This is a genomic window from Kitasatospora sp. NBC_00458 (assembly GCF_036013975.1).
Classification (GTDB): domain Bacteria; phylum Actinomycetota; class Actinomycetes; order Streptomycetales; family Streptomycetaceae; genus Kitasatospora.
On sequence record NZ_CP107904.1, the window covers coordinates 3,668,680 to 3,694,030 of the forward strand.

General features: G+C 71.9%; 24 protein-coding genes. 12 read left to right on the forward strand and 12 right to left on the reverse strand.

The annotated features are described in order from the left end of the window. Window positions 1-185: 185 nt before the first annotated feature. Both OG550_RS14755 and OG550_RS14760 read right to left on the reverse strand, forming a co-directional pair. The gene (locus OG550_RS14755) at window positions 186-1,334 is read right to left on the reverse strand and encodes an adenosine deaminase (protein ID WP_327677688.1); all 1,149 of its coding nucleotides are present in this window, start codon (window positions 1,332-1,334) and stop codon (window positions 186-188) included. Window positions 1,335-1,531: 197 nt separating this feature from the next. Next, window positions 1,532-2,578, reverse strand: coding sequence for a LysR family transcriptional regulator (locus OG550_RS14760; RefSeq protein ID WP_327677689.1), 1,047 nt, complete (start codon window positions 2,576-2,578; stop codon window positions 1,532-1,534). A gap of 70 nt (window positions 2,579-2,648) precedes the next feature. On the opposite strand from OG550_RS14760, the gene OG550_RS14765 reads away from it, so the two are divergent. From OG550_RS14765 to OG550_RS14785, 5 genes are all read left to right on the forward strand, one after another. Then, entirely contained in the window at window positions 2,649-4,043 is a 1,395-nt protein-coding gene (locus OG550_RS14765; protein WP_327677690.1) for an MFS transporter, read from the forward strand. Between the two features lie 9 nt (window positions 4,044-4,052). After that, a complete protein-coding gene (locus OG550_RS14770; protein ID WP_327677692.1) occupies window positions 4,053-4,265 on the forward strand; it encodes a hypothetical protein in 213 nt (70 codons plus the stop codon). A gap of 5 nt (window positions 4,266-4,270) precedes the next feature. Further along, window positions 4,271-4,414 carry a hypothetical protein gene (locus OG550_RS14775; RefSeq protein ID WP_327677694.1) on the forward strand — a complete coding sequence of 48 codons (144 nt, stop codon included), beginning with the start codon at window positions 4,271-4,273 and terminating at the stop codon, window positions 4,412-4,414. Between the two features lie 102 nt (window positions 4,415-4,516). Then, entirely contained in the window at window positions 4,517-5,188 is a 672-nt protein-coding gene (locus tag OG550_RS14780) for an alpha/beta fold hydrolase (RefSeq protein ID WP_327677696.1), read from the forward strand. Between the two features lie 41 nt (window positions 5,189-5,229). Continuing rightward, entirely contained in the window at window positions 5,230-5,784 is a 555-nt protein-coding gene (locus OG550_RS14785; protein ID WP_327677698.1) for a Uma2 family endonuclease, read from the forward strand. A gap of 42 nt (window positions 5,785-5,826) precedes the next feature. Here the strand turns inward: OG550_RS14785 and OG550_RS14790 are convergent, their stop codons facing one another. From OG550_RS14790 to OG550_RS14820, 7 genes are all read right to left on the reverse strand, one after another. Next, the gene (locus tag OG550_RS14790; protein WP_327677700.1) at window positions 5,827-7,104 is read right to left on the reverse strand and encodes a thymidine phosphorylase; all 1,278 of its coding nucleotides are present in this window, start codon (window positions 7,102-7,104) and stop codon (window positions 5,827-5,829) included. Window positions 7,105-7,277: 173 nt separating this feature from the next. Further along, a complete protein-coding gene (locus tag OG550_RS14795; protein WP_327677702.1) occupies window positions 7,278-7,676 on the reverse strand; it encodes a cytidine deaminase in 399 nt (132 codons plus the stop codon). Continuing rightward, window positions 7,673-8,938 (reverse strand): ABC transporter permease, encoded by a 1,266-nt coding sequence (locus tag OG550_RS14800; protein ID WP_327677703.1) that lies wholly within the window; start codon window positions 8,936-8,938, stop codon window positions 7,673-7,675. Before OG550_RS14800 ends, OG550_RS14795 begins: the two co-directional genes overlap by 4 nt. After that, window positions 8,935-10,092, reverse strand: coding sequence for an ABC transporter permease (locus tag OG550_RS14805; protein WP_327677706.1), 1,158 nt, complete (start codon window positions 10,090-10,092; stop codon window positions 8,935-8,937). The genes OG550_RS14800 and OG550_RS14805 overlap by 4 nt, the downstream gene beginning before the upstream one ends. 4 nt (window positions 10,093-10,096) lie before the next feature. Continuing rightward, window positions 10,097-11,950 (reverse strand): ABC transporter ATP-binding protein, encoded by a 1,854-nt coding sequence (locus OG550_RS14810; RefSeq protein ID WP_442905998.1) that lies wholly within the window; start codon window positions 11,948-11,950, stop codon window positions 10,097-10,099. Window positions 11,951-11,999: 49 nt separating this feature from the next. Beyond that, on the reverse strand, window positions 12,000-13,058 hold the full coding sequence (locus tag OG550_RS14815; protein WP_327677708.1) for a BMP family lipoprotein: 1,059 nt from the start codon (window positions 13,056-13,058) through the stop codon (window positions 12,000-12,002). Between the two features lie 285 nt (window positions 13,059-13,343). Beyond that, window positions 13,344-14,621, reverse strand: coding sequence for an amidohydrolase (locus OG550_RS14820; RefSeq protein WP_327677710.1), 1,278 nt, complete (start codon window positions 14,619-14,621; stop codon window positions 13,344-13,346). Window positions 14,622-15,035: 414 nt separating this feature from the next. On the opposite strand from OG550_RS14820, the gene OG550_RS14825 reads away from it, so the two are divergent. The 3 genes from OG550_RS14825 to OG550_RS14835 all read left to right on the forward strand — a co-directional run bounded on the left by OG550_RS14825 (window position 15,036) and on the right by OG550_RS14835 (window position 18,437). Then, complete coding sequence (locus OG550_RS14825; RefSeq protein WP_327677712.1) at window positions 15,036-15,767, forward strand: SDR family oxidoreductase; 732 nt, start codon at window positions 15,036-15,038, stop codon at window positions 15,765-15,767. A 142-nt stretch (window positions 15,768-15,909) separates the two neighbouring features. Beyond that, window positions 15,910-17,583: an alpha/beta hydrolase gene (locus tag OG550_RS14830; RefSeq protein WP_327677714.1), complete on the forward strand. Its 1,674-nt coding sequence runs from the start codon at window positions 15,910-15,912 to the stop codon at window positions 17,581-17,583. A 416-nt stretch (window positions 17,584-17,999) separates the two neighbouring features. Beyond that, window positions 18,000-18,437: a 2-oxo-4-hydroxy-4-carboxy-5-ureidoimidazoline decarboxylase gene (locus OG550_RS14835; RefSeq protein WP_442906151.1), complete on the forward strand. Its 438-nt coding sequence runs from the start codon at window positions 18,000-18,002 to the stop codon at window positions 18,435-18,437. A 140-nt stretch (window positions 18,438-18,577) separates the two neighbouring features. Here the strand turns inward: OG550_RS14835 and OG550_RS14840 are convergent, their stop codons facing one another. After that, on the reverse strand, window positions 18,578-19,369 hold the full coding sequence (locus tag OG550_RS14840; RefSeq protein ID WP_327677716.1) for a hypothetical protein: 792 nt from the start codon (window positions 19,367-19,369) through the stop codon (window positions 18,578-18,580). A 307-nt stretch (window positions 19,370-19,676) separates the two neighbouring features. Between OG550_RS14840 and sdhC the strand changes: the two genes are divergently transcribed. From sdhC to OG550_RS14860, 4 genes are read left to right on the forward strand one after another with little or no spacing between them, the layout of a single operon-like run. Then, window positions 19,677-20,057: a succinate dehydrogenase, cytochrome b556 subunit gene (gene sdhC / locus OG550_RS14845; RefSeq protein WP_037779669.1), complete on the forward strand. Its 381-nt coding sequence runs from the start codon at window positions 19,677-19,679 to the stop codon at window positions 20,055-20,057. 8 nt (window positions 20,058-20,065) lie between these two features. Then, the gene (sdhD, locus tag OG550_RS14850) at window positions 20,066-20,557 is read left to right on the forward strand and encodes a succinate dehydrogenase, hydrophobic membrane anchor protein (protein ID WP_327677719.1); all 492 of its coding nucleotides are present in this window, start codon (window positions 20,066-20,068) and stop codon (window positions 20,555-20,557) included. Between the two features lie 39 nt (window positions 20,558-20,596). Next, entirely contained in the window at window positions 20,597-22,339 is a 1,743-nt protein-coding gene (sdhA, locus tag OG550_RS14855) for a succinate dehydrogenase flavoprotein subunit (RefSeq protein ID WP_327677721.1), read from the forward strand. Beyond that, the gene (locus tag OG550_RS14860) at window positions 22,339-23,112 is read left to right on the forward strand and encodes a succinate dehydrogenase iron-sulfur subunit (RefSeq protein ID WP_327677723.1); all 774 of its coding nucleotides are present in this window, start codon (window positions 22,339-22,341) and stop codon (window positions 23,110-23,112) included. The genes sdhA and OG550_RS14860 overlap by 1 nt, the downstream gene beginning before the upstream one ends. A 66-nt stretch (window positions 23,113-23,178) precedes the next feature. On the opposite strand, the gene OG550_RS14865 is transcribed toward OG550_RS14860, so the two are convergent. Continuing rightward, the gene (locus OG550_RS14865) at window positions 23,179-24,846 is read right to left on the reverse strand and encodes a hypothetical protein (RefSeq protein WP_327677725.1); all 1,668 of its coding nucleotides are present in this window, start codon (window positions 24,844-24,846) and stop codon (window positions 23,179-23,181) included. Window positions 24,847-24,967: 121 nt separating this feature from the next. Further along, a complete protein-coding gene (locus OG550_RS14870) occupies window positions 24,968-25,225 on the reverse strand; it encodes an SCO4848 family membrane protein (RefSeq protein ID WP_327677726.1) in 258 nt (85 codons plus the stop codon). Between the last annotated feature and the right edge of the window lie 126 nt (window positions 25,226-25,351).

A 25,351-nucleotide genomic window follows, 5' to 3' on the forward strand; every position in this document is an offset into this window, starting at 1 on the left:
GCGCGACGGGGTCCGTCCGCCACCGCCGGTCAGCATTGACTGGCACACCGTATTGATTGGATCGCACCAGGACCAAAGGCTGTTCACCCACACGAGTGGGTAGTCGGATGAACGCCGAAATCCCTGCGGGAAAAGGGCGTTCAGGCAGGGCCCGAAGGGCGTTCATCCGACCGGAGGCGGTGTCCTCAGCCGGCGGCGCTGAACAGCCACTCCGCCTTGAGCTCGGCGTAGCCCGGCTTGATCACGTCGTTGATCATCGCGAGCCGCTCGTCGAACGGCAGGAACGCGGACTTCATCGCGTTCACCGTGAACCACTCCATGTCGCCCAGCGTGTAGCCGAAGGCCTCGACCAGGTGGCCGAACTCCTTGCTCATGCTGGTACCGCTCATCAGCCGGTTGTCGGTGTTCACGGTGACCCGGAACTTCAGCCGGCTGAGCAGCCCGATCGGGTGCTCGGCGTACGAAGTCGCCGCCGCCGTCTGCAGGTTGGAGGTCGGGCACATCTCCAGCGGGATGCGCTTGTCGCGCACGTACGCGGCCAGCCGGCCGAGCTGCACGCTGCCGTCCTCGTTGACGGTGATGTCGTCGACGATCCGCACGCCGTGACCGAGGCGGTCGGCGCCGCAGCACTGCAGGGCCTCCCAGATCGACGGCAGGCCGAAGGCCTCGCCCGCGTGGATGGTGAAGTGGTTGTTCTCGCCCTTGAGGTAGTCGAAGGCGGCCTGGTGGCGGGTGGGGGGGTAGCCCGCCTCGGCGCCGGCGATGTCGAAGCCGACGACGCCCTGTTCGCGGTGGCGGTTGGCCAGCTCGGCGATCTCCTGCGAACGCGCGGCGTGCCGCATCGCGGTGATCAGGGTGCCGATCCGGATGCGGTGGCCGGCGGCGCGGGCGTTGGCCTCGCCGAGGCGGAAGCCCTCCTGGACGGCCTCGACGACCTCGTCCAGGGTCAGGCCGCCCTCCAGGTGCTGCTCGGGGGCGTAGCGGACCTCGGCGTAGACGACGCCGTCGGCGGCGAGGTCCTCGGCGCAGTCGGCGGCGACCTTGATCAGGGCCTCGCGGGTCTGCATGACGGCGCAGGTGTGCGCGAAGGTCTCCAGGTAGCGGACGAGCGAGCCGGAGTCGGCGGCCTCGCGGAACCACTCACCGAGCTCCTTGGCGTCGGTGGTGGGAAGTCCCTGGTAGCCGACGGCCGCGGCCAGCTCGACCACGGTCTCGGGGCGCAGTCCGCCGTCGAGGTGGTCGTGCAGGAGCACCTTCGGGGCGCGGACGATCTGGTCGGGGGTGGGGATCCGGGGGCCGGCGCCCGCGGTGGTGACGGGGATCTGCTTCTCCATTGCGGGAGTGTAGCTCCTACGCGCGTAGACGGGCCAGCGTCGACAGGGCCGAATCGGCCAATGTCCACCGGGAATTCCACCAAAGGGACGATCCGGGCAACCTACTCGCCAGTCGCCCGGCGGCCCCGCCCGCCGCACCGGCCGCCGAAGCGGGTCCGCCCCCGCCCGAACGTCACCCCCGAACGGGCCCCGCCGCCTCAGTCGTGCTCCAGCAGCCGCCCCCGCCGCGACAGCACGAAGTCCCGGAACGCCGCCACCGGCGGGGTCGGCGGCCGCCCCGCCGCCCACGCCAGCCCGACCGCCCGCCGGGTGCGCGGCGCCGTCACCTCCAGCTCCACCGCCCCCGGCCGCGGCACCAGCGCCGGCGGCAGCAGCGCCACCCCCAGGCCCGCCGCCACCAGTCCGCGCAGCGTCTCCGCCTCCTCGCCCTCGAACGCGAGCCGCGGCACGAACCCCGCCTCCGCGCAGAAGCCGTCCGTGATCGCCCGCAGCCCGTACCCGCGCTCCAGTCCCACGAACGGCTCGTCCGCCACCTCCGCCAGCCGGATCCGGCGCCGCCCGGCCAGCCGGTGATCGGCCGGGACGACCAGGTACAGCCGCTGCTCGTCCAGCCGGCGGGCCACCAGCGCCGGATCGTCCTCCGGCACCGGAGCGACCAGGCACAGGTCCAGCTCCCCGGCCCGCAACCGGCCCAGCATCGCGCCCACGTAGTCCTGCACCAGCTGGAACCGCACCTGCGGGTACGCGGCCCGGAAGTCCCGCAGCAGCGCCGGCACCGCGTCCGTCCCCATCGTGTGCAGGAAGCCGAACGCCACCCGGCCGGTGGTCGGGTCCGCCTCCGCGCGGGCCGCCTCCGCGCCCCGCTCCACCTCGGCCAGCGCCCGCTCCACGGAGTCCAGCAGCAACCGGCCGGCCCTGGTCAGCCGGACCGTCCGGCCCTGACGGGCCAGCAGGTCCACGCCCAGCTCGGCCTCCAGCCGGGCCACCGAGCGGGACAGCGTCGGCTGCGGCATGCCCAGCAGCGCGGCCGCCTGCGTCACGTGCTCCAGCCGGGCCACCGCCGCGAACTGGGCCAGTCTCGGAGCCAGTTGCGCCGCCGGAAGGTCGGGCCCCAGTTCCGCGAGCCGGGCCGGCGGCCCGGCCCCCTCACCTCCCTCGCCGCCCTCCGCCGCCCCGGGCACCGCCCTCGCCGCCGCACGCTCCGCCACCCTTGCCGCCTCCTCGCCGCCGCACGCTCCGCTCATGCCTCCACGCATGGATTATCGACGTTTCATGCATTGGACGCATCAGTTGCACAGACCTACGGTCGAGGACATGCAGCCCTCCAGTACCGGGGCGTCCGTGGCCACTCCGGACGCCCTCGCCCAGCCGACCCCGAAGACCGCCGTGGCCCCGAACGTCACCGCGGCCCCGAGGCCCCTCGCCGCCCCGAGGCCCGCCGCCGCCGCGGCGACCGCGGCCGCCGTCTCGGCCGCCCTCGCCGACGACCGCCACCGCCCCGGCGGGCCCGCCTTCCGCCGCGCCAACCTCGCGCTGTTCGCCGCCGGGATCGCGACCTTCGTCCTCCTCTACTCCACCCAGGGCCTGCTGCCGGTCCTCTCCGCCGACCTCTCCCTCACCCCCGGCCAGGCCAGCTGGACGGCCTCCGCCGCCACCCTCGGACTCGCCCTCGCCCTGCTGCCCGCCAGCGCGCTCTCCGACCGGTACGGCCGCACCGCCGTGATGACGGCCTCCGTCCTCGCCGCCTCCGCCCTCGCCCTGGCGCTGCCGTTCGCCCCCGACCTGAGCACCCTGGTCGTGCTCCGCGTGCTCCAGGGCGCCGCCCTCGCCGGACTCCCCGCCACCGCCATGGCCTACCTCGCCGAGGAGGTCCACCCGTCCGCGCTGGCCTCCGCGATGGGCCTGTACGTGGCGGGCAACAGCATCGGCGGCATGGGCGGCCGGCTGCTCTCCGGCTGGGTCGCCGCCGGATTCGGCTGGCGCTGGGGCCTGGCCGCCTCCGCCGTGCTCGCCCTGCTCGCCACGCTCGCCTTCCGGCTGCTCATCCCCGCCGCCCGGCACTTCACCCCGGCTCCGGTGGACGCCCGCGCCCTCGCCCGCACGGTCGGCCGCCACCTGCGCAACCCGCTGCTGGTGCGGCTGTACCTGCTCGGGATGCTCTTCATGGCGGTGTTCGGCGCCGTCTACAACACCGTCGGCTACCGGCTGGTCTCCGCACCGTTCCACCTGCCGGAGTCGGTGGCCGCCTCGATCTTCGTGGTCTACCTGGTCGGCACCGGCACCTCGGCCGCCGCCGGCCGCCTCTCCGGCCGGCTCGGCCGCCGGGGCGCGCTGTACGTCGCGATCGGCACCACTGCCGCCGGGCTGCTGCTCTCGCTCGCCGACTCGCTGACCTTCGCGCTGCTCGGCCTGGTCCTGATCACGGCCGGCTTCTTCGCCGGCCACGCCACCGCCTCCTCCGCGGTCGGCCGCACCGCGACCGAGGGGCGCGCGCAGGCCTCCGCGCTCTACCTGATCGCCTACTACCTGGGGAACAGCCTGGGCGGGACGATCGGCGCCGACGCCTACCACTCCACCGGCTGGCCGGGCGCCGCCACCGTCGGCCTCGCCGCGATGGCGCTCGCCGCGGGCGTCACCCTCTACGCGACCCGCCGGGCCCACAGCGCCGCGCGGGCGGGAAGTCCGCGCGGCAGGCTCTCCGTTCAGTAGGTCTTCCGCATGGCAGACCCGAAGCGCCGTCGTCGCCCCCACCTGGTGTCCACACCCGTGCGGAGGAAGGGCGTGGTCACCATCCCCCAGGAGTCCCCGGCCCGCTTCCTGCGTGACCGGAAGGGACTCAGTGCCGCCCGGAAGGCGGCGTTCCTCGTCGCGGTCGCCCAGTCGGTCACCGACCTCCGCGCGGGCCAGGGCTTCCACGGGGGCTGCGGGTGAGGAAGATGCAAGGCCACGCTGACGTCCGGGAACTGACCTGGGCACCGGACGGCCGGGCGACCTTCGGCTACGGCACCCCGCTCCAGCCGGGCGACCCGCACATCGTGTGGCGCCGCATCGGCACTCACGAGATTTTCGGCCGCCCCTGAAACCTGCCGTTCCCGTCACCGGCCGGCGGATACCTGACGCCCGGTGTCAGGTATCCGCCGTAGCTTTCCTCCGTACCGTCCGAACGACCAGAGGAACGCACGATGGCCACCTTCGTCCTCATCCCCGGCATGCTGCACGGCGGCTGGTGGTACCGGCCGCTGACCGACGGGCTGCGCGCGGCCGGACACGAGGTGCACCCGCTGACGCTGACCGGGGTGGCCGAGCGCGGCCACCTGAACGACGGCACGGTCAACCTGGACACCCACGTCCGGGACGTGGTCTCCGTCCTGGAGGCCGAGCGCCTCACCGACGTGGTGCTGGTCGCGCACAGCTACGGCGGGATGGTCGCCTCCGGCGTGGCCGACCGGGTGCCGGAGCGGATCGGGAAGCTGCTGTACGCGGACTCCTTCGTCCCCCGGGACGGCGAGTCGGCGTACGGGATCGTCACCGGGATCTGGAAGCAGCGCTACCTGGCCGGTGCGGCCGCCGACGGCTTCACCACACGCGGCCGCAACCCCGCGCTCGACCCGCGCGCCACCGTCCACCCGCTGGCCACGCTGCTCCAGTCGGTCACCCTCACCGGCGCCCTCGACGCCGTCACCGACCGCACCTACGTCCACGCCGCGGGCTTCGAGGAGAGCCCGTTCCTGGACACCGTCGCCCGGCTGCGCGAGGACCCGTCGTGGCGGGTGCTCGACCTCCCGGTCGGCCACGACCTCGTCCGCGAGGCCCCCGAGGAGTTCCTCAAGATCGCCCTCGCCACCGCGGGCTGACGGACGCCCGGCCGTCGGCGACCGTCGATACACTCCGGACCATGAGCATCGATCCTGCTGTGTTCGCCCGGCTGCGCGAGATCGCCGATCAGCTGCCGCGGATTCCCGGGGTGGGGAAGGTCGAGATCGCCGACGGCGAGATCGTCATGATGATGTCACCGGTCAAGCGACACGAACTCGCGGTCATCCGAATCGCCCGACAGCTCAACGCCCAGCTTCCGGGCACTCACCCCGGCTACGTGGCCCACGGTGGAGCGGACCTGGAGGACGTCGGCCTCGGGCGGCTCAGGAACCCCGATCTGATGGTGTTCCCGGAAGCAGCCCTGGACGACGAGGAGCGCGCACTCCTCCCCCACGAGGTCCTCCTCGTCGTGGAGGTCGTCTCGAAGTCCAACCCCGAGAACGACTACCACGCCAAGGTCCGCGACTACGCGGCCATGGGCATCCCGCTCTACCTGCTCGTCGATCCGCGCAAGGGCACCGGCATCGTCCACGACGAGCCGGGCTACACCTCTCGGCGGGAGTTCGCCTTCGGCGACACCGTCACCGTCGGCCCGTGGACGCTCGACACCGGAGACCTGCGCACGTACGCCTGAGTACGGCGTCCGCGCGCAGGCCCCCGGTGGGCGGAGCGGGGATCAGGCGATGCGGTCCAGCACGATCGGGTTCGGGGTGAACGCCGTGCCGGCCGGGGAGACCTCGATGCCGCCGGCGAGGGCCTCGATGGCGTAGTCGAAGCGCTCCGGGGTGTCGGTGTGCAGGGTGAGCAGCGGCTGGCCGGCCACCACGGTGTCGCCGGGCTTGGCGTGCATCTCGACGCCGGCGCCCGCCTGGACCGGGTCCTCCTTGCGGGCGCGGCCGGCGCCGAGGCGCCAGGCGCTGACGCCGATCGCGTAGGCGTCCAGCTCGGTGAGCACGCCGGAGGCCGGGGCCGGGATGACGTGCTGCTCGCGGGCGACGGGCAGCGGGGCGTCGACGTCGCCGCCCTGAGCGGCGATCATGCGGCGCCAGTGGTCCATCGCGGAGCCGTCGCGCAGCGCGTCGGCCGGGTCCTTGCCCTGCACGCCGGCGGCGGCCAGCATCTCGCGGGCCAGGGCGAGGGTGAGCTCGACGACGTCGGCGGGGCCGCCGCCGGCCAGCACCTCGACGGACTCGCGGACCTCCAGCGCGTTGCCCGCGGTGAGGCCGAGCGGGGTGGACATGTCGGTGAGCAGGGCGACGGTGTTGACCCCGGCCGCCTTGCCGAGGCCGACCATGGTGCGGGCCAGCTCCTGGGCGTCGCCGAGGTTCTTCATGAAGGCGCCGGAGCCGACCTTGACGTCCAGGACGAGCGCGCCGGTGCCCTCGGCGATCTTCTTGGACATGATCGAGGAGGCGATCAGCGGGATGGCCTCGACGGTGCCGGTGACGTCGCGCAGGGCGTACAGCTTCTTGTCGGCGGGGGCGAGGCCGTCACCGGCGGCGCAGATGACGGCGCCGGAGGAGCGCAGCACGTCCATCATCTCGTCGTTGGAGAGCAGGGCGCGCCAGCCGGGGATGGACTCCAGCTTGTCGAGGGTGCCGCCGGTGTGGCCGAGGCCGCGGCCGGAGAGCTGCGGGACGGCGGCGCCGCAGGCGGCGACGAGCGGGGCGAGCGGCAGGGTGATCTTGTCGCCGACGCCGCCGGTGGAGTGCTTGTCGCTGGTGGGCTGGGCGAGGGAGGAGAAGTCCATCCGGACGCCGGAGCGGATCATCGCGTCGGTCCAGCGGCTGATCTCGCGGAGGTTCATGCCGTTCAGCAGGATGGCCATGGCCAGGGCGGACATCTGCTCGTCGGCGACCTCGCCGCGGGTGTAGGCGTCGATGACCCAGTCGATCTGGGCGTCGCTCAGCTCGCTGCGGTCGCGCTTGGTCCTGATGACGGAGATGGCGTCCATGGTTGCTCCATTGCTCCCGGGAGGGGGTCGGAAAGGCGGCGTTCGGGAACCGCGTGCGGGATGCCGCGGTCGGGAGGGCATCGCGCGGGCGGCACCCGGAAAGCGGAGAGTGCCGCGAGCCGGCCCGGTCAGGGCCCGCTCGCGACACTCTACGCGCGTAACAAATGGCAGTGCTAGAGCCGCTCCGGCCCGAACGCGTCGGGCAGGACCTCACTCATCGGCCGCACGCCGGACGGCAGCTCGATCAGCAGGTCCGGTCCGCCGTGCTCGTACAGCAGCTGGCGGCAGCGGCCGCACGGCATCAGCAGCTCGCCGGCCCCGTCCACGCAGGTGAACGCGGTCAGCCGGCCGCCGCCGCCCGCGTGCAGCGCGGAGACCAGGCCGCACTCGGCGCAGAGCGCGAGCCCGTACGAGGCGTTCTCCACGTTGCAGCCGGTGACCAGCCGTCCGTCGTCCACCAGCGCGGCGGCGCCGACCGGGAACCTGCTGTACGGCGCGTACGCGTGGCCCATCGCCTCGCGCGCGGCAGCCCGCAGCCGCTCCCAGTCGACCTCCGCCGGGGCCGCCGTCACTTGCCCTGGCCCTTGCGGTAGATCTGGCCGTCGGCCTTCGGCGGCCGCAGCCGCTGCGAGGCCAGCGACAGCACCACCAGGGTGATCACGTACGGCGTCGCCACGATCAGCGGACGCTGCACCTCCTCGGTGGTGAAGTACCAGGTGAAGAGGCCGCCGGAGACCACGAAGGTGACCAGCGCGGAGGTGAGCTTCCGGCGGTAGACGTTCCAGAGCGCCAGCAGCACCATCACGATGGCGACCACCAGGATCAGCACGTGCACCGACTCCGGGTCGCGCAGCTGGAGGCTGTCGGTGAAGCCGAACAGGCCGGCGCCCATGGCGAGACCGCCGGGCATCCAGTTGCCGAAGATCATCGCCGCGAGGCCGATGAAGCCGCGGCCGTTGGTCTGGCCGTCCTTGTAGAAGTGCGCCGCGACCAGCGAGAGGTACGCGCCGCCGAGGCCCGCGAAGGCGCCGGAGCTGACGACCGCGAGGTACTTGTACTTGTAGACGTTGACGCCGAGGGACTCCGCCGCGGTCGGGTTCTCACCGCAGGAGCGCAGCCGCAGGCCGAACACCGTACGCCAGAGGGCGAAGTAGCTGACCACGATCAGCGCGCCGGCCAGCAGCACGACCACCGAGATGTTGGTGACCAGGCCGCCGAGCACACCGGCCACGTCGGAGACCAGGAACCAGTGGTGGGCCTCGATCTCCTTCAGCCCCGAGGAGAGGCCGGGGACGGTGATGTACGGCAGCGGGTCGGCCGGCGGGGACTGGTTCGCGCCGGCACCGGCGGAGATGTAGTCCTTGTAGTAGATCCGGTTGACGTACGCGCAGATGCCGGGGATCAGCAGGTTGACGCCGACACCGGAGACGATGTGGTCGACGCCGAAGGTCACCGTGATGACGGCGTGCAGCAGGCCGCCGAGGGCGCCGCCGAGCATGCCGGCCACCAGGCCGAACCACGGGCTGACCAGGTACCCGCCCCAGGCTCCGGCGAAGGTGCCGGCGACCATCATGCCCTCGAGGCCGATGTTGACCACGCCGGCCCGCTCGGACCAGAGACCGCCGAGACCGGCCATGCCGATCGGCACGGCGGCGCTGAGCGCGGCGGTGACCTGCCCGGAGGAGGTCAGCGAGTGGTTGTCGGTGATCATGCCGACGGCGGAGAAGAGGACCAGGGCGCCCGCGATCAGCAGCAGCACCACGGGCCAGGACATCTTGCGCTTCTTGGCGGGAGCGCCCGGAGCCTTCGCCCGGGCTGCGGTGGCCGTGCTCATGCGGACACCTCCTTCTTCTCGTTGGCCGCGGCGGCCTGGGCGGCCAGCTCGGCGCCGACCTTCTGCTGCTGGCGCTTGAGGCCGTAGCGGCGCACCAGCTCGTAGGCCACGACGACGCAGATGACGATGGTGCCCTGCATGACCGGGACGATCTCGAACGGGAAGCCGCCCTGGAGCGGCAGCTGGGCGCCGGTGGCGTCCAGGAAGGCGAACAGCACGGCGGCGAAGGCCATGCCGATCGGGCTGTTGCGGCCGAGCAGCGCGACCGAGATGCCCAGGAAGCCGAGGTTCTGCTGGAAGTTCTGGCCGTAGTAGTACGAGTTCTGCAGCAGCTCGGGCAGGCCGATCAGACCGGCGATGGCACCGGAGACCACCATCGAGATGACGATCATGCGCTTGACGTTCACGCCGGACGCGGTGGCCGCGGTCTCCGAGCGGCCGGTGGCGCGCAGGTCGAAGCCGAAGCGGGTGCGGGTCAGGGTGAACTGGAAGGCCACGCCGACCAGGATCGCGATGAAGAGGAAGCCGTAGAGCGGGCCGCCGTCGGTGTTGATCGCGAAGAAGTGGCTGGACTCGGAGACCGGGGCGGTCTGGATCGAGTTGCTGGTGCCGCTCTTCTCCGGGGCGAAGATGCCGGGGACGAGCAGCAGGCCGACGATGGCGATCGCGATGGCGTTCAGCATGATGGTCGAGATGACCTCGCTGACGCCGCGCAGGACCTTCAGCAGACCGGCGATGCTCGCGTACAGGCCGCCGACCAGCATGGCGGTGATCAGCAGCAGCGGGATCTGGATGAACGACGGCAGGTCGAGCCGGCTGCCGACGAACGCCGCGAACAGCGCGGCCACCTTGTACTGGCCCTCGACACCGATGTTGAAGAGGTTCATCCGGAAGCCGAAGGCGGCGGCCGCGGCGGCCAGGTAGTACGTGGTGGACCGGTTGAGGATGGCCACCTGTCCGTCCGACTTGGTGGCGTACGTGAGCATCACGTTCCAGGCGTCGAACGGGTTCTTGCCCGAGGTCGCCAGGAGCACCGAACAGATCGCGACGGAGAGCAGCACGGCGAGCACCGGTGCCGCGAGGGCGAGGACGATCTTCTCGCCGTCGAACCGCTGCGCCAGCGAGCGCTTGGCGGCGGGGGTGGGACTGGTCATGTGGCTACTCCCCCGCCTGCTGGTCGCCGGCGGTGTCGGTGGGGGTGTCGTCCCCGGCGGTGTCGGACGGGGCGTCGCCGGCGGCCGGCTCGGCCTCGGTGCCCTCGGCCCGGGTCGCCTGGGACTCCTCGACGGCCTCGGGCTCGGACTCGATGTGGCCGCGGGCCGCACCGGTCATCGCGGTGCCGAGGTCCTCGGCGGTGACGGTGGCCGGGTCCGCGTCGGCGACCAGCCGGCCGCGGTAGATCACCCGGATGGTGTCGGAGAGCCCGATCAGCTCGTCCAGGTCGGCGGAGATCAGCAGGACCGCGAGGCCCGCCCGCTGGGCGACCCGGATGTGCTCCCAGATCTGCGCCTGCGCGCCGACGTCCACGCCGCGGGTGGGGTGGGCGGCGATCAGCAGCTTGGGCTGGTGGCTCATCTCGCGGCCGATGATCAGCTTCTGCTGGTTGCCGCCGGAGAGGGACGCCGCGGTGACCTCGATGCCGGGGGTGCGGACGTCGTACTGCTCGACGATCCGCTGGGTGTCCTTGCGGGCACCGGCCGGGTCGAGCAGGACGCCCTTGGAGTTGGGGGTCTCGGTGACGTGGCCGAGGATCCGGTTCTCCCAGAGCGGGGCCTCCAGCAGCAGGCCGTGCCGGTGGCGGTCCTCGGGGATGTAGCCGATGCCGGCCTCGCGGCGGGCCCGGGTGAGGGTGCCGGAGAGGTCCTTGCCGTCGAGGGCGACGGCGCCGCCGTCCAGCGGCAGCATGCCCATGATGGCCTCGACCAGTTCGGCCTGGCCGTTGCCCTCGACACCGGCGATGCCGAGGATCTCGCCCTTGTGGATGCGCAGCGAGATGTCGTCCAGGACCACGCGCTCGATGCCCTCGGCGTCGGTCTTGGCGATCCGCAGGCCGTCGACGCGCAGCATCTCGTCGGTGGTGACGGTGGACTCGCGGCTCTCCGGGGAGGGGAGCTCGGAGCCGACCATCAGCTCGGCCAGCTGGCGGGCGCTGACGCTCTTCGGGTCCGCGTCGCCGACGGTGGTGCCGCGGCGGATGACGCTGATCGCGTCGGCCACGGAGAGCACCTCGTGCAGCTTGTGCGAGATGAAGATGACGGTGACGCCCTCGGACTTGAGCTCGCGCAGGTTGTCGAAGAGTGCGTCGACCTCCTGCGGGACCAGCACCGCGGTGGGCTCGTCGAGGATGAGGATCTTGGCGCCCCGGTAGAGCACCTTGAGGATCTCGACGCGCTGGCGGTCGGCGACGCCGAGGTCCTCGACCAGGACGTCGGGGCGCACGCCCAGGCCGTACTGGTCGGAGATCTCCTTGATCTTCGCCTTGGCCTTGCCGCCGATGCCGTACAGGTGCTCGCCGCCGAGGACGACGTTCTCCCAGACGGTGAGGTTGTCGGCGAGCATGAAGTGCTGGTGCACCATGCCGATGCCGCGCGCGATGGCCTCGCCCGGGGTGTTGAACTCGCACAGCTCACCGTTGATCGCGATGGTGCCCTCGTCCGGCTTCTGCATGCCGTAGAGGATCTTCATCAGCGTCGACTTGCCGGCGCCGTTCTCGCCCATGAGGGCGTGCACGGTGCCGGTGCGGACGGTGAGGTTGATGTCGTGGTTGGCCACGACACCGGGGAAGCGCTTGGTGATGCCGCGCAGTTCGACGGCCGGTGTCGCCGTCCCCGCGCTGGGGGTACCGCCCGTGTTCGGGGCGGGGTCGGATGCGGTGATGGCGATCTCCTGGTGGTCTGGAGGCGCGTCGTTGCGCTGGAGGGCCAAAAGCGAAAAACGGTGGAGGGACGGGACGGGGCCCGGGGGTACGCACTGAGCGCACCCTTCCGGGCCCCTCCCTGATGTTGCGTCCATCATGGCGCTGCCGGGCAGGCGGCAGCGGCAGCGACGTCCGTCCGGACCCCTACTTGGTGGGGGCGGTCGGGACGGTGGTGGCGCCGGTCTTGATGGCGTTGGCGGCCTCGTCGAGCTTGGCCTTGATGTCGTCGATCTTGCCGCCGGTGGTGGCGAGCGAGACACCGTCGGCCTTGAGGTCGAAGTTCTTCACGCCGGTGAAGGGGGTGCCCTTCTTGGCGGACTCGATGTAGGCGAAGACGGCCTTGTCGACGTTCTTCACCATCGAGGTCATGATGCTGTTCTTGTACTTCGCCAGGGCCGGCTGGGCGGCCTGGTCGGAGTCGACGCCGATGGCCAGGGCGTTGGCGTTGGCGGCGGCCTCGATCGCACCGTTGCCGGAGGAGCCGGCGGCGGTGTAGATGACGTCGGCCTTCTTGTCGATCTGGCCCTGCGCGGCTTCCTTGCCCTTGTCGGGCGAGGCGAAGCCGGAGAAGTCCGGCGGGGTGCTCAGGTAGGTGACCTCGACCGGCATGTTCGGGTCGACGGAGCGGACACCCGCGATGTAGCCGGCCTCGAACTTCTTGATCAGCTCGGACTGGACGCCGCCGATGAAGCCGACGTGCTTGTTCTTGGACTTGAGGGCGGCGGCCACACCGGCCAGGTACGAGCCCTCCTGCTCCGAGAACGTCAGCGAGGTGACGTTGCTGGGCTGGGTCTCGGAGGCCGAGTCGATGATCGCGAACTTGGTGTTCGGGTTCTCCTTGGCGACCTTCTCGACCGCGGCCTGGTAGACGAAGCCGACGGCGATGATCGGGTTGTAGCCCGCGGTCACCAGGTTCTTGAGGCGGGTCTCCTTGTCGGCCTCGGCCTCACCGGTCTTGGCGTCGGCCTCGGTGACGGCGACGCCGAGGTCGCTCTTGGCCTTGTCCAGGCCGCGCGCGGCGGAGTCGTTGAAGGACTGGTCGCCACGGCCTCCGATGTCGTAGGCCATGCCGACCTTCAGGCCGCCGTCGGCGGAGCCCGAGGAGGCGGTGGTGTCGTTGCTCTTTGCGCCGCAAGCGGCGAGCGAGGCGATGCCCAGGGAACCCGAGAGCACAACCGCGGCGAGCTTAGTAGAACGGCGCAAGGGAGTATCTCCTTCTCACACGCACCCGATTAGCGTGGTCGGACGCCACCGTAACGCGCGTAGAACACGGTTGGGTTACGGGCCGCCGGAGCATTCGGGTTGTTATCAAACCGTGGTCTCACGGCCCTCCCACCGCCCCTTTTCCGTGTCAGGACGGCGGTCGGAAGGTGCGCAGCCCAGTGTACGTAACCGTAAATAAAGGCCGTATTGCGACAAACCGGACACTCATCGTGAGTGTCCGGTTTACGCCGGTGGAAAGGCCGCGAAACGGGCGCGGAGGGGGGCTCAGCGCCCGGCGGCGGCGGCCTCCGACTCCGGGCCCGACTCCAGGGCCAGCGCCGCGAACAGCTCCACGCCGACCGCGATCGCCCGCTCGTCCACGTCGAACCTGCCCTGGTGGAGGTCGCGGACGGCGGTGTCCCCGGGGGTGCGGACGCCGAGCCGGGCCAGTGCGCCCGGGGCGTGCTCCAGGTACCAGGAGAAGTCCTCGCCGCCGAGCGACTGCTCGGTGTCCTCCACCACCTGGCGGCCGGGGCGGCCGAATCGCGCTGTCATGGCCTCCTCCAGCAGGCCGACCGAGACCGCCTCGTTGACCACCGGCGGAACGCCCCGGTGGTAGTCCAGCGTCCACTTCGCGCGGTAGGTCTCGGCGAGCTTGGCGATCAGCTCGTGCAGCAGGTCCGGAGCCTCCCGCCAGCCGGCCAGCTCCAGGCAGCGGACGGTGCCCTCCAGCTCCGCGTGCTGCGGGATCACGTTGGGCGCCGAACCGGCGGCGATCCGACCCCAGACCAGCGAGACGCCCCAGCGCGGGTCCATCCGGCGGGCCAGCGCGGGCGGCAGGTCGGACGCCATCCGGGCGATCGCGGTGACCAGGTCGGTGGTGAGGTGCGGGCGGGCGGTGTGGCCGCCGGGACCGTCCAGGTTCAGCACCAGGCGGTCGCAGGCCGAGGTGATCGCCCCGACCCGCAGCCCGACCCGGCCCACCTCCACCTTCGGGTCGCAGTGCACCGCGAAGATCCGCTCCACGCCGTCCATCCCGCCGGCCGCGATCACGTCCAGCGCACCGCCGGGCATGACCTCCTCGGCAGGCTGGAAGAACAGCCGGACCGGGCGGCGCAGCTCGCCGGTGCGGGCCGCCGCGGCCAGCAGCAGCGCGGTGCCCAGCACCACCGAGGTGTGCACGTCGTGGCCGCAGGCGTGGGCCCGGCCGGGAACGGTCGAACGGTAGGGGACGTCGGTCTTGGCGTCGTCGATCGGCAGGGCGTCGATGTCGGCGCGGAAGGCCAGGAAGCCGGCCCCGCGCGGGGCGGACTCGGGAACGATGTCGACGAGCATTCCGGTGCCGCCCGGGAGGACCCGGGGGGCGAGGCCGGCGGCGACCAGGCGGTCGCGCAGCAGGCCGGTGGTACGGAACTCCTGGCGGCCCAGCTCCGGGTGCCGGTGCAGGTCCCGCCGGAAGGCGATCAGCTCGGGCTCCAGCGCGCCTACCCGGTCGCGGAGACCGGCGGCGGGGCGGGCAGCGGTGAGGGTGACGGCCGACTGGGCGGACTCACGACGGTTCATCTCAACAAGGGTAGGCCTGTCGGGGGGATTTGGCCCGACTTCCCGGAAAGAAGTCCCCGGATGGGCGCATACCGGCCGAGCAGGTGGGTATGACATCTTGTTTCAGCCGCCTTCCCCAAGGTTCCTGTGCAGTGCAACGATCGTCGGCGATCACGGTCACGCCGCTCCTGCCAGGGGAATTGACGATGGCTCGGAATCACGCCCGGCCCGGAACCGTTCGGCCCGGAACCGGCGGGTGGGCGTCCACCCGCGTGCGGCGGGGTCCGGGCGGCGGTCCGGGGGTTGCTCCGGCGGCGGTCCGGGGCCACGGCGTCCTCCGCGGCGGCCCCGGCGGGACGGTCCGCTCCTCCCTCCGTGCGGCGCCGCCGGCCTTGAGATGATCGGCTGAACCGACCGGATATCTCAGGAGTGGCAATGACCGAGCAGAAGGTGGCCGTCGTCACCGGCGCGAGCGGCGGGATCGGTGCGGCCACCGCCCGCCGGCTCGCGGCCGAGGGCTTCGACGTGGTGCTGACCGCCCGCCGGACCGAGCGGATCGAGCGGCTGGCCGAGGAGATCGGCGGGCGCGCCCACCCCCTGGACGTGACCGACCGGGCCGCCGTGGACGCCTTCGGCCGGGTGGACGTGCTGGTGAACAACGCCGGCGGGGCGATCGGCGCCGAGCCGGTGGAGTCCGGCGACCCGGCCGACTGGCGGGCCATGTACGAGGTGAACGTGCTCGGCGTGCTGCACGTGACGCAGGCGCTGCTGCCGGCCCTGCGGGCGAGCGGCGACGGCACGATCCTCGTCCTCTCCTCCACCGCGGCACTGGCCGCGTACGAGGGCGGCGGCGGCTACGTGGCGGCCAAGCACGCCGCGCACACCATCGCCGCGACGCTCCGGCTGGAGCTGTGCGGGGAGCCGATCCGGGTGATCGAGATCGCACCGGGCATGGTGAAGTCCGAGGGCTTCGCCGTCACCCGGTTCCGCGGCGACGAGGAGAAGGCCGCCTCGGTGTACGCGGGCGTCGCCGAGCCGCTGACCTCGGAGGACATCGCCGACACCGTCGCCTGGGCGGTCACCCGGCCGTCCCACGTCAACATCGACCTGCTGGTGGTCCGCCCGCGGGCCCAGGCCGCCAACCACAAGGTGCACCGGGAGCTCTGAGCACCCGGGCTGGCCCGGACCGACACCCGCCGGTCCGGGCCGGCCCGTTCCGTACCGGTTCGAACCGTTCCGCACCGCCCCCGCGGGCCGTCCCGCGGGGGCGCGCACCGAAGCTGTCACCGGGCAGTGGTACATACGTGCGATGACGAATCATCGGGCCCCCGGCCCGCGCTTTCTGCTGACCGCGCTCGCGGCCGGCACCCTGCTCCTCACCACGGCGTGCGGCGGGAACGACCGGCCCGCCCAGGACCAGGCCGCTTCCACCCCGTCGGCGGCCGCCACCACGGCCGCCGAGACGCCGACCCCGACCCCGACGCCGACGCCCACCCCGACCGTGAAGCCGACCGGCGCGGACGACCCGGCGCTCAAGCCCTTCTACGGCCAGCAGATCACCTGGGCCGCCTGCCCGCCGGACGCCAAGGCGGCCGAGGCGAAGATCGACACCTCCCTGATGAAGTGCGGCAGGCTGCACGTCCCGCTCGACTACACCAACCCGTCGGGCGAGGCCCTCGACCTCGCACTGCTCAAGCTGCCCGCCGCCAAGCAGGACCAGAGGCTCGGCTCGCTGATGGTCAACCCTGGCGGCCCGGGCGGCTCCGGCGTGGAGATGGTCAAGTTCGGCGCCGAGCAGTTCGACGGCACCCTGCACAACCGCTTCGACGTGATCGGCTTCGACCCGCGCGGCACCGGCGAGAGCTCCCCGGTGCTCTGCCTGGACGACAAGCAGCGCGACGCGGTCAACGAGCAGGACGACCCGGCCGACCCGCAGGAGGCGAAGGCCCTGTCGGACAAGCAGGAGGCCGAGTACATAGCCGCCTGCCAGGCCAGGTCCGGCAAGCTGCTGCCCTTCGTCGGCACCCGCAGCACCGCCCGCGACCTGGACGTGCTGCGCGCCGCCGTCGGCGACCAGAAGCTCAACTACCTGGGCATCTCCTACGGCACCTACCTGGGCGCGCTCTACGCCGAGGAGTTCCCGAAGAACACCGGCCGCCTGATCCTCGACGCCGCCGTCGACCCCGCCCAGGGGAGCCTCGACAAGAGCATCGCGCAGATCATCGGCTTCGAGAAGTCCTTCCAGCGCTTCGCCGTCGACTGCGTCGAGAACCACGCCGACGAGTGCGCGCTGGGCAAGTCCTCCGCCAAGGCGGCCAGGAAGGCCGCCGACTTCCTCGACGGGCTGCGCGACAAGCCGCTCCCCACCAAGGACGGCCGCAAGGTCGGCAGCGGCCTCGCCTGGACCGGCGTCACGCACATGCTCTACGGCGACGAGAAGACCTACTGGCCGTACCTGCGCCTGGCCTTCACCGAGGCGATGCAGGCCCGCCAGGGCAACGTCCTGCTCGCCTCCGCCGACGAGTCCAACGGCCGGGACGACAAGGGCCACTACGACGCCAGCGAGGCGGCCCTGGTCGCGGTCCGCTGCGCCGACGGCGCCTCCGCGGCCCCGACCGCCGAGCAGGCCCAGGCCGCCGTGCAGAAGCTCCAGCAGGAGGCGCCGCTGTTCACCAAGGACGTCACCGTGGAGGACTTCACCGAGGGCTCCTGCGCCAACTGGCCGTTCAAGTCGCCGGAGAAGCCGCACACCGTCCGGGCCGAGGGCGCCGCGCCGATCCTGGTCGTCGGCTCCACCGGCGACCCGGCCACCCCGTACGCCGCCGCCGAGTCGCTGGCCAAGGGCTTCGCCAGCGCCACCCTGCTGACCCGGGTCGGCGAGGGCCACGGCGCCTTCGGCAAGGGCAACGGCTGCATCGACGCGGCGTACGCCGCGTACCTCACCGAGGGCACCCTGCCGGCCGCCGGGACCAAGTGCTCCTGACGCCCGCGGACGACCCGCCGGACAACCCGCGCCGGGCATCCGCGCGGAACGCGGCGCTGACGGAAGGGGCGCCGGGGACGGTGCGTCGTAGCAGATGAAGATGGGGAGGGCGCTGACACGAAGGTGTCAACGTCACAACTTGATAGCTCGTTCGGATGAAATCCGCGTGCGCCCTCCCCAACTGATGACCGCTCAACTACCGTTGAGTCGCTGTCGGACGGGCGCTGGACGCCGCCCCGCAGCCCCATACTTCACCTGACGTCACCACCACTTCACCGGCACCTTCCCGCCCTCACGAGGAGGACCCGCTGGCCAGCGAGATTCCGTCACAGCGGCTCGACCCCCGGACCGAGCCGACCCTCCTCGGACTGCACCGATTCAACGAGGCCGACGCCGGCGCCGTCGAGGAGGCCCTGCTGGCCTGCTGCGGCAGCCACCGGTGGGCCCTCCGACTCACCGCGCACCGGCCCTACCCCGACATAGAGTCCCTGCTGGCCGCCGCCAGCGAGGCTTCCTACGACCTGCGCCCGGCCGACCTGGCCGAGGCACTGGCGGACGAGAGCTGGATGCCGCAGCCGCTCCTCGGCATGCGCGCACCCGGCAGCCAGGCGGCGCACACCGCGCTCCGGGCGGCCCACGCCGCCTACGAGGCGAGGTTCGGCCACGTCTTCGTGGTCTGCCTGGAGAGCGTCGCCCCCGAGGAGATGCTCGACACCGTCCTCAGCTCGATCCGCACCCGACTCGCCAACGACCGGGACGAGGAACGCCTGGTGGCCTCCGACGAACTGCGCCGGATCGCCCTCACCCGCCTGGAGCACCTGGTCGCCACCCACACGGGGGCCGGGGCCCGCTGAGCCGCTCCGCCCGTTCGTCCCGCCCCACCCGGGCGGGACGGACGGGCCGGGCGGCTCCGGCTTTTCCGGCTCCTCCGGCCCGGCCTCTCCGCCCCGTCCTCCCCGGCCCGTCGGCTCCGACCCGTTCCGCTCCGGACCGGTCAGCCCCGCTGGGCCGCGCGGAGCCTGGCCACCTGCCGCCCGACGATCCGCTCGTCCGGCTCCGGCGCCGGCTCCGCCCCGACGCCCACCGTGCTGAACACCACCAGCGCCGGACCGACCCGCGCCAGCACCGCACGCTGCGCGAGCACCGCCGTCGCCGATTCATTCGTGAGGGTGAATCCGGTCACCGCGTCGGCTCCCCCGGGGGTGGGCGTGTCGTTCCGGCTCAGCCGGTGCCGGGTCCGCACCTCCTTGCGCCCCTTCTCCGAGGGCGGCGGCGGCGCCGTCGAGACGAAGGACGCGCAGGCGCCGAACAGCCCCTCCAGCTCCGCCTGCAGCCGGGCCGCCCGGTCGCCCCGGTAGCCGAGCAGCCCCCCGTAGACGCCCCCCTCCGGGTCCGCGGCCCGCGCCACGCTCAGGTCCGTCTCCGCGTACGGCACCGCCGGCCCGGGAGCGGCCGAGGCCCCGCCCGCCGCCACCGGCGACACCGCGTCCAGCAGCGGCTGGCAGACCGGCGGGTCGGCGGACTCCCGGCCGCCCCCCGAACCGGTCTCACCGTGACCGGGCGTCATCACCGTCACCGTGTAGCCGGGGCCCAGGTCGGCGTCGGTCACCGCGGCCGCGCGCAGTTCGGCGGCGGTGAGCTCGCGGGCCGGGCCGCCGCCCCGGGCCCGGTCGGCCGAGCCGTCCGCCGCGGCGCAGCCGGCGGTGAGGAGCAGCGCTCCGAGCAGCAGCCCTGCTCGGGACGGCCGGCCGGCAGCGGGACGGGCCGGCGGGCGGGCCGCGGGCACCGGACGGGGTGAGGGGCGGGGTGAGGGGCGGGGCGGGGACGGCAGCACGGGGGGCCTCGGCAGGGTGTCGGCGGCGGGCTTCGGGGCTGGGCACCGTAGCGCGCCGGGGCGGTCACTCTGCGTCGCGACCGTTGTGCCGGTTCCCGCCCGACTAGGCCAGTCGTGCCTGATTGATCACACCTCGGGCCCCCGGAGGCGGTTCCCGACAGCGCGTCGATAGGATGCTCGCGGCCGGTGGACCGTACCCGGCCGGGCTGACCGACACCGAAGCCGGCCGAGCCCCCAATCGCTTCCGGAGGGTTTTTCCGTGCCGGCTGGAACGCTGTACCGCGGCCGGGAAGGCATGTGGAGCTGGGTGGCTCATCGAGTCACCGGCGTCCTCATCTTCTTCTTCCTGTTTGCACATGTCCTGGACACCGCACTGGTGCGGGTGTCTCCCGAGGCGTACGACACCGTCATTCAGACGTACAAGACGCCACTCGTGAACCTGATGGAGTACGGCCTGGTGGCCGCCATCCTGTTCCACGCCCTGAACGGCCTGCGGGTCGTAGCCGTCGACTTCTGGTCGAAGGGCCCGAAGTACCAGAAGCAGATGCTCTGGACCGTGGTCGGGGTCTGGGTCGTCCTGATGGCCGGCGCCTTCTACCCGATCCTGCAGCACACGCTGACCTCCTGGTTCGGGAAGTGATCTGAGACATGTCCACGGAAATCTCCGACGCCCTGGTGGTCCCCTCCGTCCAGGCGCACACCGGCAAGGGTCTCGGCACCGGCAACCCGGCCGACGACTTCGTGATCGAGCCGGCGCGCCAGCGGACGAAGAAGACCCCGCGCCGCACCCGGACCAACTTCGAGATGCTGGCCTGGCTCTTCATGCGCCTGTCCGGCATCGTCCTCGTGGTGCTGATCCTCGGCCACCTGCTGATCATGCTGGTGCTCGACGGCGGCGTCTCCAAGATCGGCTTCGCCTTCGTGGCCGGCCGCTGGGCCTCGCCGTTCTGGCAGGTCTGGGACCTCCTGATGCTCTGGCTGGCCATGCTCCACGGCTCCAACGGCATGCGGACGGTCATCAACGACTACGCCGAGAAGGACTCCACCCGGCTCTGGCTGAAGGGCCTCATGGGTGCCGCCACGGTCTTCACCGTGCTGCTCGGCACCCTGGTGATCTTCACCTTCGACCCGAACATCTAATCGGCAATCGGCAGAGGCCAGAGGCGAGTCAGAACCCCCATGCAGATTCACCAGTACGACACCGTCATCGTCGGCGCCGGCGGCGCCGGCATGCGCGCGGCCATCGAGTCGACGCAGCGCAGCCGCACCGCGGTGCTCACCAAGCTCTACCCCACCCGGTCCCACACCGGCGCGGCCCAGGGCGGCATGTGCGCCGCCCTCGCCAACGTCGAGGAGGACAACTGGGAGTGGCACACCTTCGACACGGTCAAGGGCGGTGACTACCTGGTCGACCAGGACGCCGCCGAGATCATGTGCAAGGAGGCCATCGACGCCGTCCTCGACCTGGAGAAGATGGGCCTCCCCTTCTCCCGGACCGAGCAGGGCCGGATCGACCAGCGCCGCTTCGGCGGCCACTCGCGCAACCACGGCGAGGCCCCGGTCCGCCGCTCGTGCTACGCGGCCGACCGCACCGGTCACATGATCCTCCAGACGCTGTTCCAGAACTGCGTCAAGCACGGCGTCGAGTTCTTCAACGAGTTCTACGTCCTCGACCTGCTGATCAACGACGGCAAGACGGCCGGCGTCGTCGCCTACGAGCTGGCCACCGGCGAGATCCACGTCTTCCAGGCCAAGTCGGTCGTCTTCGCCTCCGGCGGCACCGGCAAGTTCTTCAAGGTCTCCTCCAACGCCCACACCCTCACCGGTGACGGCCAGGCCCTGGTGTACCGCCGCGGCCTGCCGCTGGAGGACATGGAGTTCTTCCAGTTCCACCCGACGGGCATCTGGCGGATGGGCATCCTCCTCACCGAGGGCGCCCGCGGCGAGGGCGGCATCCTCCGCAACAAGGACGGCGAGCGCTTCATGGAGCGCTACGCCCCCGTCATGAAGGACCTCGCGTCCCGTGACGTCTGCTCCCGCGCGATCTACACCGAGATCCGCGAAGGCCGCGGCTGCGGTCCGGACGGCGACCACGTCTACCTGGACCTCACCCACCTGCCGCCGGAGCAGCTGGACGCCAAGCTCCCGGACATCACGGAGTTCGCGCGCACCTACCTCGGCATCGAGCCCTACACGGACCCGATCCCGATCCAGCCGACCGCGCACTACGCCATGGGCGGCATCCCGACCAACGTCGAGGGCGAGGTGCTGCGCAACAACACCGACGTGGTCCCCGGCCTGTACGCGGCCGGCGAGGTCGCCTGCGTGTCGGTGCACGGCGCCAACCGCCTGGGCACCAACTCGCTGCTGGACATCAACGTCTTCGGCAAGCGCGCCGGCATCGCCGCCGCCGACTACGCGCAGACGGTGGGCTTCACCGAGCTGCCCGAGAACCCGGCCGAGAAGGTCCAGGCCCTGGTCGACGGCCTGCGCGAGTCCACCGGCACCGAGTCCGTGGCGCAGATCCGCAAGGAGCTGCAGGAGACCATGGACACCAACGCCATGGTGTACCGCACCGGCGCCACCCTCAAGCAGGCGGTCGAGGACATCGCCGCGCTGCGCGAGCGGTACAAGCACGTCGCGATCCAGGACAAGGGCTTCCGGTACAACACGGACCTGCTGGAGGCCGTCGAGCTGGGCAACCTGCTCGACCTGGCCGAGGTCCTGGCGGTCTCCGCGCTCGCCCGCGAGGAGTCCCGCGGCGGTCACTACCGCGAGGACTTCCCGACCCGTGACGACGTGAAGTTCATGCAGCACACCATGGCGTACCAGGAGGTTGCCGCGGACGGCACCACCTCCATCCGCCTCGACTACAAGCCGGTCGTCACGACCCGCTACCAGCCGATGGAGCGTAAGTACTGATGAGCACTCCGACCGTGGAGAAGCACTCGGCCGCTCTGGACGCGGCCGAGAGCGGGGCCGTCAAGCTGATCACCGTCACCTTCCGGATCCGCCGGTTCAACCCGGAGGAGCACCCGGACCCGGTGTGGGTCGACTACCAGCTGGACATGGACCCGAAGGAGCGCGTCCTGGACGCGCTCAACAAGATCAAGTGGGAGCAGGACGGCACCCTCACCTACCGCCGTTCCTGTGCCCACGGCATCTGCGGCTCCGACGCCATGCGGATCAACGGCCGCAACCGGCTGGCGTGCAAGACCCTGGTCAAGGACGTCAACCCGGAGAAGCCGATCACGATCGAGGCCATCAAGGGCCTGACGGTCCTCAAGGACCTGATCGTGGACATGGACCCGTTCTTCCAGGCGTACAAGGACGTCATGCCGTTCCTCATCACCAAGGGGAACGACCCGACCCGCGAGCGCCTGCAGTCCGCCGAGGACCGCGAGCGGTTCGACGACACCACCAAGTGCATCCTGTGCGCCGCGTGCACGTCGTCCTGCCCGGTCTTCTGGAACGACGGCCAGTACTTCGGCCCGGCCGCGATCGTCAACGCGCACCGCTTCATCTTCGACTCGCGCGACGAGGGTGCGGAGCAGCGGCTGGAGATCCTGAACGACCGTGAGGGCGTCTGGCGCTGCCGGACCACCTTCAACTGCTCGGAGGCCTGCCCGCGTGGCATCGAGGTCACCAAGGCGATCCAGGAAGTGAAGCGGGCGCTGGTCACCCGCCGCTTCTGATCCCGGCTCCATGACGAAGGCCCCGTCCGATCATCAGATCGGACGGGGCCTTCGTGGTACCGGGGCTCAGCGCAGGACGCCGAGGTCCTTCGGAGCCGTCCAGCCGCTGTACCGCAGGAGGTGGCGGTCGGCGCCGACGGCCCACAGGTCGGCGGTGCCGTCGCCGTCGAGGTCGCCCTCGCTGCCGAGGGTCGGGTAGGCGTCCGGGGTGAAGCCGGTGGCGACCACGCCGGCGGACGGGTCGGCCAGGGCGGAGAAGTCGAAGGTGCCGTCGCCCTTCTTCGGGACCGCGTAGGCGTGCAGCGCGCCGTTGGCCCGCTCACGCGCCCAGAGCGCCAGGTTGCCGGCCTTGTCGGCGCCGGGCGCGACCAGGTCGTAGCCGGTCCAGAGACCGCCGGCGGTGAGCTTGCGGGCGGTGCTCAGCCGGTACTGCAGGCCGGGGTTGGCGAACAGCCAGAGGTCGCCGTTCTCCACGGTCAGCAGGGACGGGCTCAGCTGGGTGTTCAGCGAGCCGAGCGCCACCGTCTGGTCGGCCTTGCTCCAGTCGGGTGCGTAGTCGGCGGGGCAGGCGGCGTCCGCACCGGCCGCGTCCTGGCAACCCGTCGGCCGGGTGACCACGCTCGGGTACTGCCGGAAGGCGCCGTTGTCGGTGTTGTAGTAGAAGTACAGGGCCGGTGACCCGGGCTGGTGCACCAGTACGTCGTCCATCGGCGCGTGGCCCCGCCATCCGCGATGGGCCGTCTGGAAGCCGGACCACGAGACCCGGTTCGGCGCCGCGGCCTTGGTGAGGACCGAGGTCGGCGTGGTGTCGGCACTCCCGGTGCCGATGATCTGGAGGTTGCCTGCGGCGTCCGGCAGCAGGATGTCCCGCACCCCGTCGCCGTCGACGTCCCCGAGCACACTGGGCTTCGGCCGCGGGTCCGACGGGGCGTAGAAGCTGTAGGAGGTGGTGAAGCTGACGTTGCCCGCGTTGTCCACCGCCTGAACGTACAGGATGTTGGTGCCCCACTCCTTCACCTTGGTGGTGAGCGTGGCGATGCCGTCCGGGCCGGGCTTGACGCTGTCCCCCGCGCAGCCGCCGTTCAGGCCGCTGTTGTCGTTGAAGGCGTACCGGTAGCAGGCCAGGCCCGAGGCCTCGCCGCCGCCGGCCGGGACCGGGTCGGTGCCGGTGAGGACGAAGGCGGCGGTCTCGCCGGCGTACTTGCCGGGCTTCTGACCGGAGCCGAGCGGCGGGAAGTCCGTGGAGGAGACGGCGGGCTGGGCGCTGGTCAGGTCCACCTTGAAGTGGCAGTCCGGGGACGCCGGGGAGATCTTGTGGCCCTGGAGGGCGCGGGCGTTCCAGGCGTAGCTGTGGCCGTCGACCAGGCCGGGGACGAGGGTGCTCGCCTCCTTGTTCCAGGCGGAGGCCTCGCGGACGGCGCTGAACGCGGCGGTGTCGCCGGCGGTCTGGTCCCGGACGGAGAAGCGCGCGGACAGGGTGCCGGTGGTGTCCGAGGCGACGGTCGCCTTGAGGGTCGGGCCGTCGATGGTGCGGCCGATCCAGCCGGGCGCGGTGGCGGCGTCGCAGGCGTCGGTGAGGACGCCCGCGGAGACGATCCCGGGCTGCGGGGACGCGGTGGTCCCGGTGACCCGGAGGCCGGTCTCGGCCGCGGCGGCGGCCGGCGCGGCGAGCAGACCCGCCGCCAGGGCCGCCGCGGCGGCTCCGCCGAGTCGGCGACGGTGCGCAGGCTTCATGAGGTACCCCACCCCTTGGAGTGAATCGATGCACAGGAGGACCGTGAACGGGAGTTCGATCATGGTCGAGCGCTGGGATCCTCCCAGCGCCCGGGGCACCCCTGCAACCAGGTTGAACGGGTCAGCCGGCGGCCGGCTCCCGGCGGGTCGCGCGCAGGCCGCGGACGCCGACGGCGCCGACGGCGAGGCCGAGCGCGAAGGAGGTGACGGCGAGCAGCAGGTGGACCCAGAAGAAGGCGGTCGGCTGCGAGTGGTCGCCGTCGACGAAGGCCTGGCCGCCGGAGTCCTTCCAGAGGTTCTTGACGAAGGTGGTCCAGATGATCACGGACCAGACGCCGAAGGCGGTCAGGAACCAGGAGGTGCGGCGGCTGAGCTTCACGGGGCGGTCCTCGGTGGGGCGGTGCGGTGGGGGCCGCGGCGCGGCGGAGGCGGCGGCGCGGTGAAGGCGGTGTGCTCCTCCAGTATGCGCGGGGGGCCGTTCGGCGTACGGCGGCCCCCTCCTGCG

Bases quoted from the DNA above. Each gene is read 5' to 3' on its own strand.
- OG550_RS14755 (WP_327677688.1), bottom strand. From the start codon at position 1,334: ATGGAGAAGCAGATCCCCGTCACCACCGCGGGCGCCGGCCCCCGGATC.
- OG550_RS14760 (WP_327677689.1), bottom strand. From the start codon at position 2,578: ATGAGCGGAGCGTGCGGCGGCGAGGAGGCGGCAAGGGTGGCGGAGCGT.
- OG550_RS14765 (WP_327677690.1), top strand. From the start codon at position 2,649: ATGCAGCCCTCCAGTACCGGGGCGTCCGTGGCCACTCCGGACGCCCTC.
- OG550_RS14770 (WP_327677692.1), top strand. From the start codon at position 4,053: ATGGCAGACCCGAAGCGCCGTCGTCGCCCCCACCTGGTGTCCACACCC.
- OG550_RS14775 (WP_327677694.1), top strand. From the start codon at position 4,271: ATGCAAGGCCACGCTGACGTCCGGGAACTGACCTGGGCACCGGACGGC.
- OG550_RS14780 (WP_327677696.1), top strand. From the start codon at position 4,517: ATGGCCACCTTCGTCCTCATCCCCGGCATGCTGCACGGCGGCTGGTGG.
- OG550_RS14785 (WP_327677698.1), top strand. From the start codon at position 5,230: ATGAGCATCGATCCTGCTGTGTTCGCCCGGCTGCGCGAGATCGCCGAT.
- OG550_RS14790 (WP_327677700.1), bottom strand. From the start codon at position 7,104: ATGGACGCCATCTCCGTCATCAGGACCAAGCGCGACCGCAGCGAGCTG.
- OG550_RS14800 (WP_327677703.1), bottom strand. From the start codon at position 8,938: ATGAGCACGGCCACCGCAGCCCGGGCGAAGGCTCCGGGCGCTCCCGCC.
- OG550_RS14805 (WP_327677706.1), bottom strand. From the start codon at position 10,092: ATGACCAGTCCCACCCCCGCCGCCAAGCGCTCGCTGGCGCAGCGGTTC.
- OG550_RS14810 (WP_442905998.1), bottom strand. From the start codon at position 11,950: ATGGACGCAACATCAGGGAGGGGCCCGGAAGGGTGCGCTCAGTGCGTA.
- OG550_RS14820 (WP_327677710.1), bottom strand. From the start codon at position 14,621: ATGAACCGTCGTGAGTCCGCCCAGTCGGCCGTCACCCTCACCGCTGCC.
- OG550_RS14825 (WP_327677712.1), top strand. From the start codon at position 15,036: ATGACCGAGCAGAAGGTGGCCGTCGTCACCGGCGCGAGCGGCGGGATC.
- OG550_RS14830 (WP_327677714.1), top strand. From the start codon at position 15,910: ATGACGAATCATCGGGCCCCCGGCCCGCGCTTTCTGCTGACCGCGCTC.
- sdhD (WP_327677719.1), top strand. From the start codon at position 20,066: ATGTCCACGGAAATCTCCGACGCCCTGGTGGTCCCCTCCGTCCAGGCG.
- sdhA (WP_327677721.1), top strand. From the start codon at position 20,597: ATGCAGATTCACCAGTACGACACCGTCATCGTCGGCGCCGGCGGCGCC.
- OG550_RS14860 (WP_327677723.1), top strand. From the start codon at position 22,339: ATGAGCACTCCGACCGTGGAGAAGCACTCGGCCGCTCTGGACGCGGCC.
- OG550_RS14865 (WP_327677725.1), bottom strand. From the start codon at position 24,846: ATGAAGCCTGCGCACCGTCGCCGACTCGGCGGAGCCGCCGCGGCGGCC.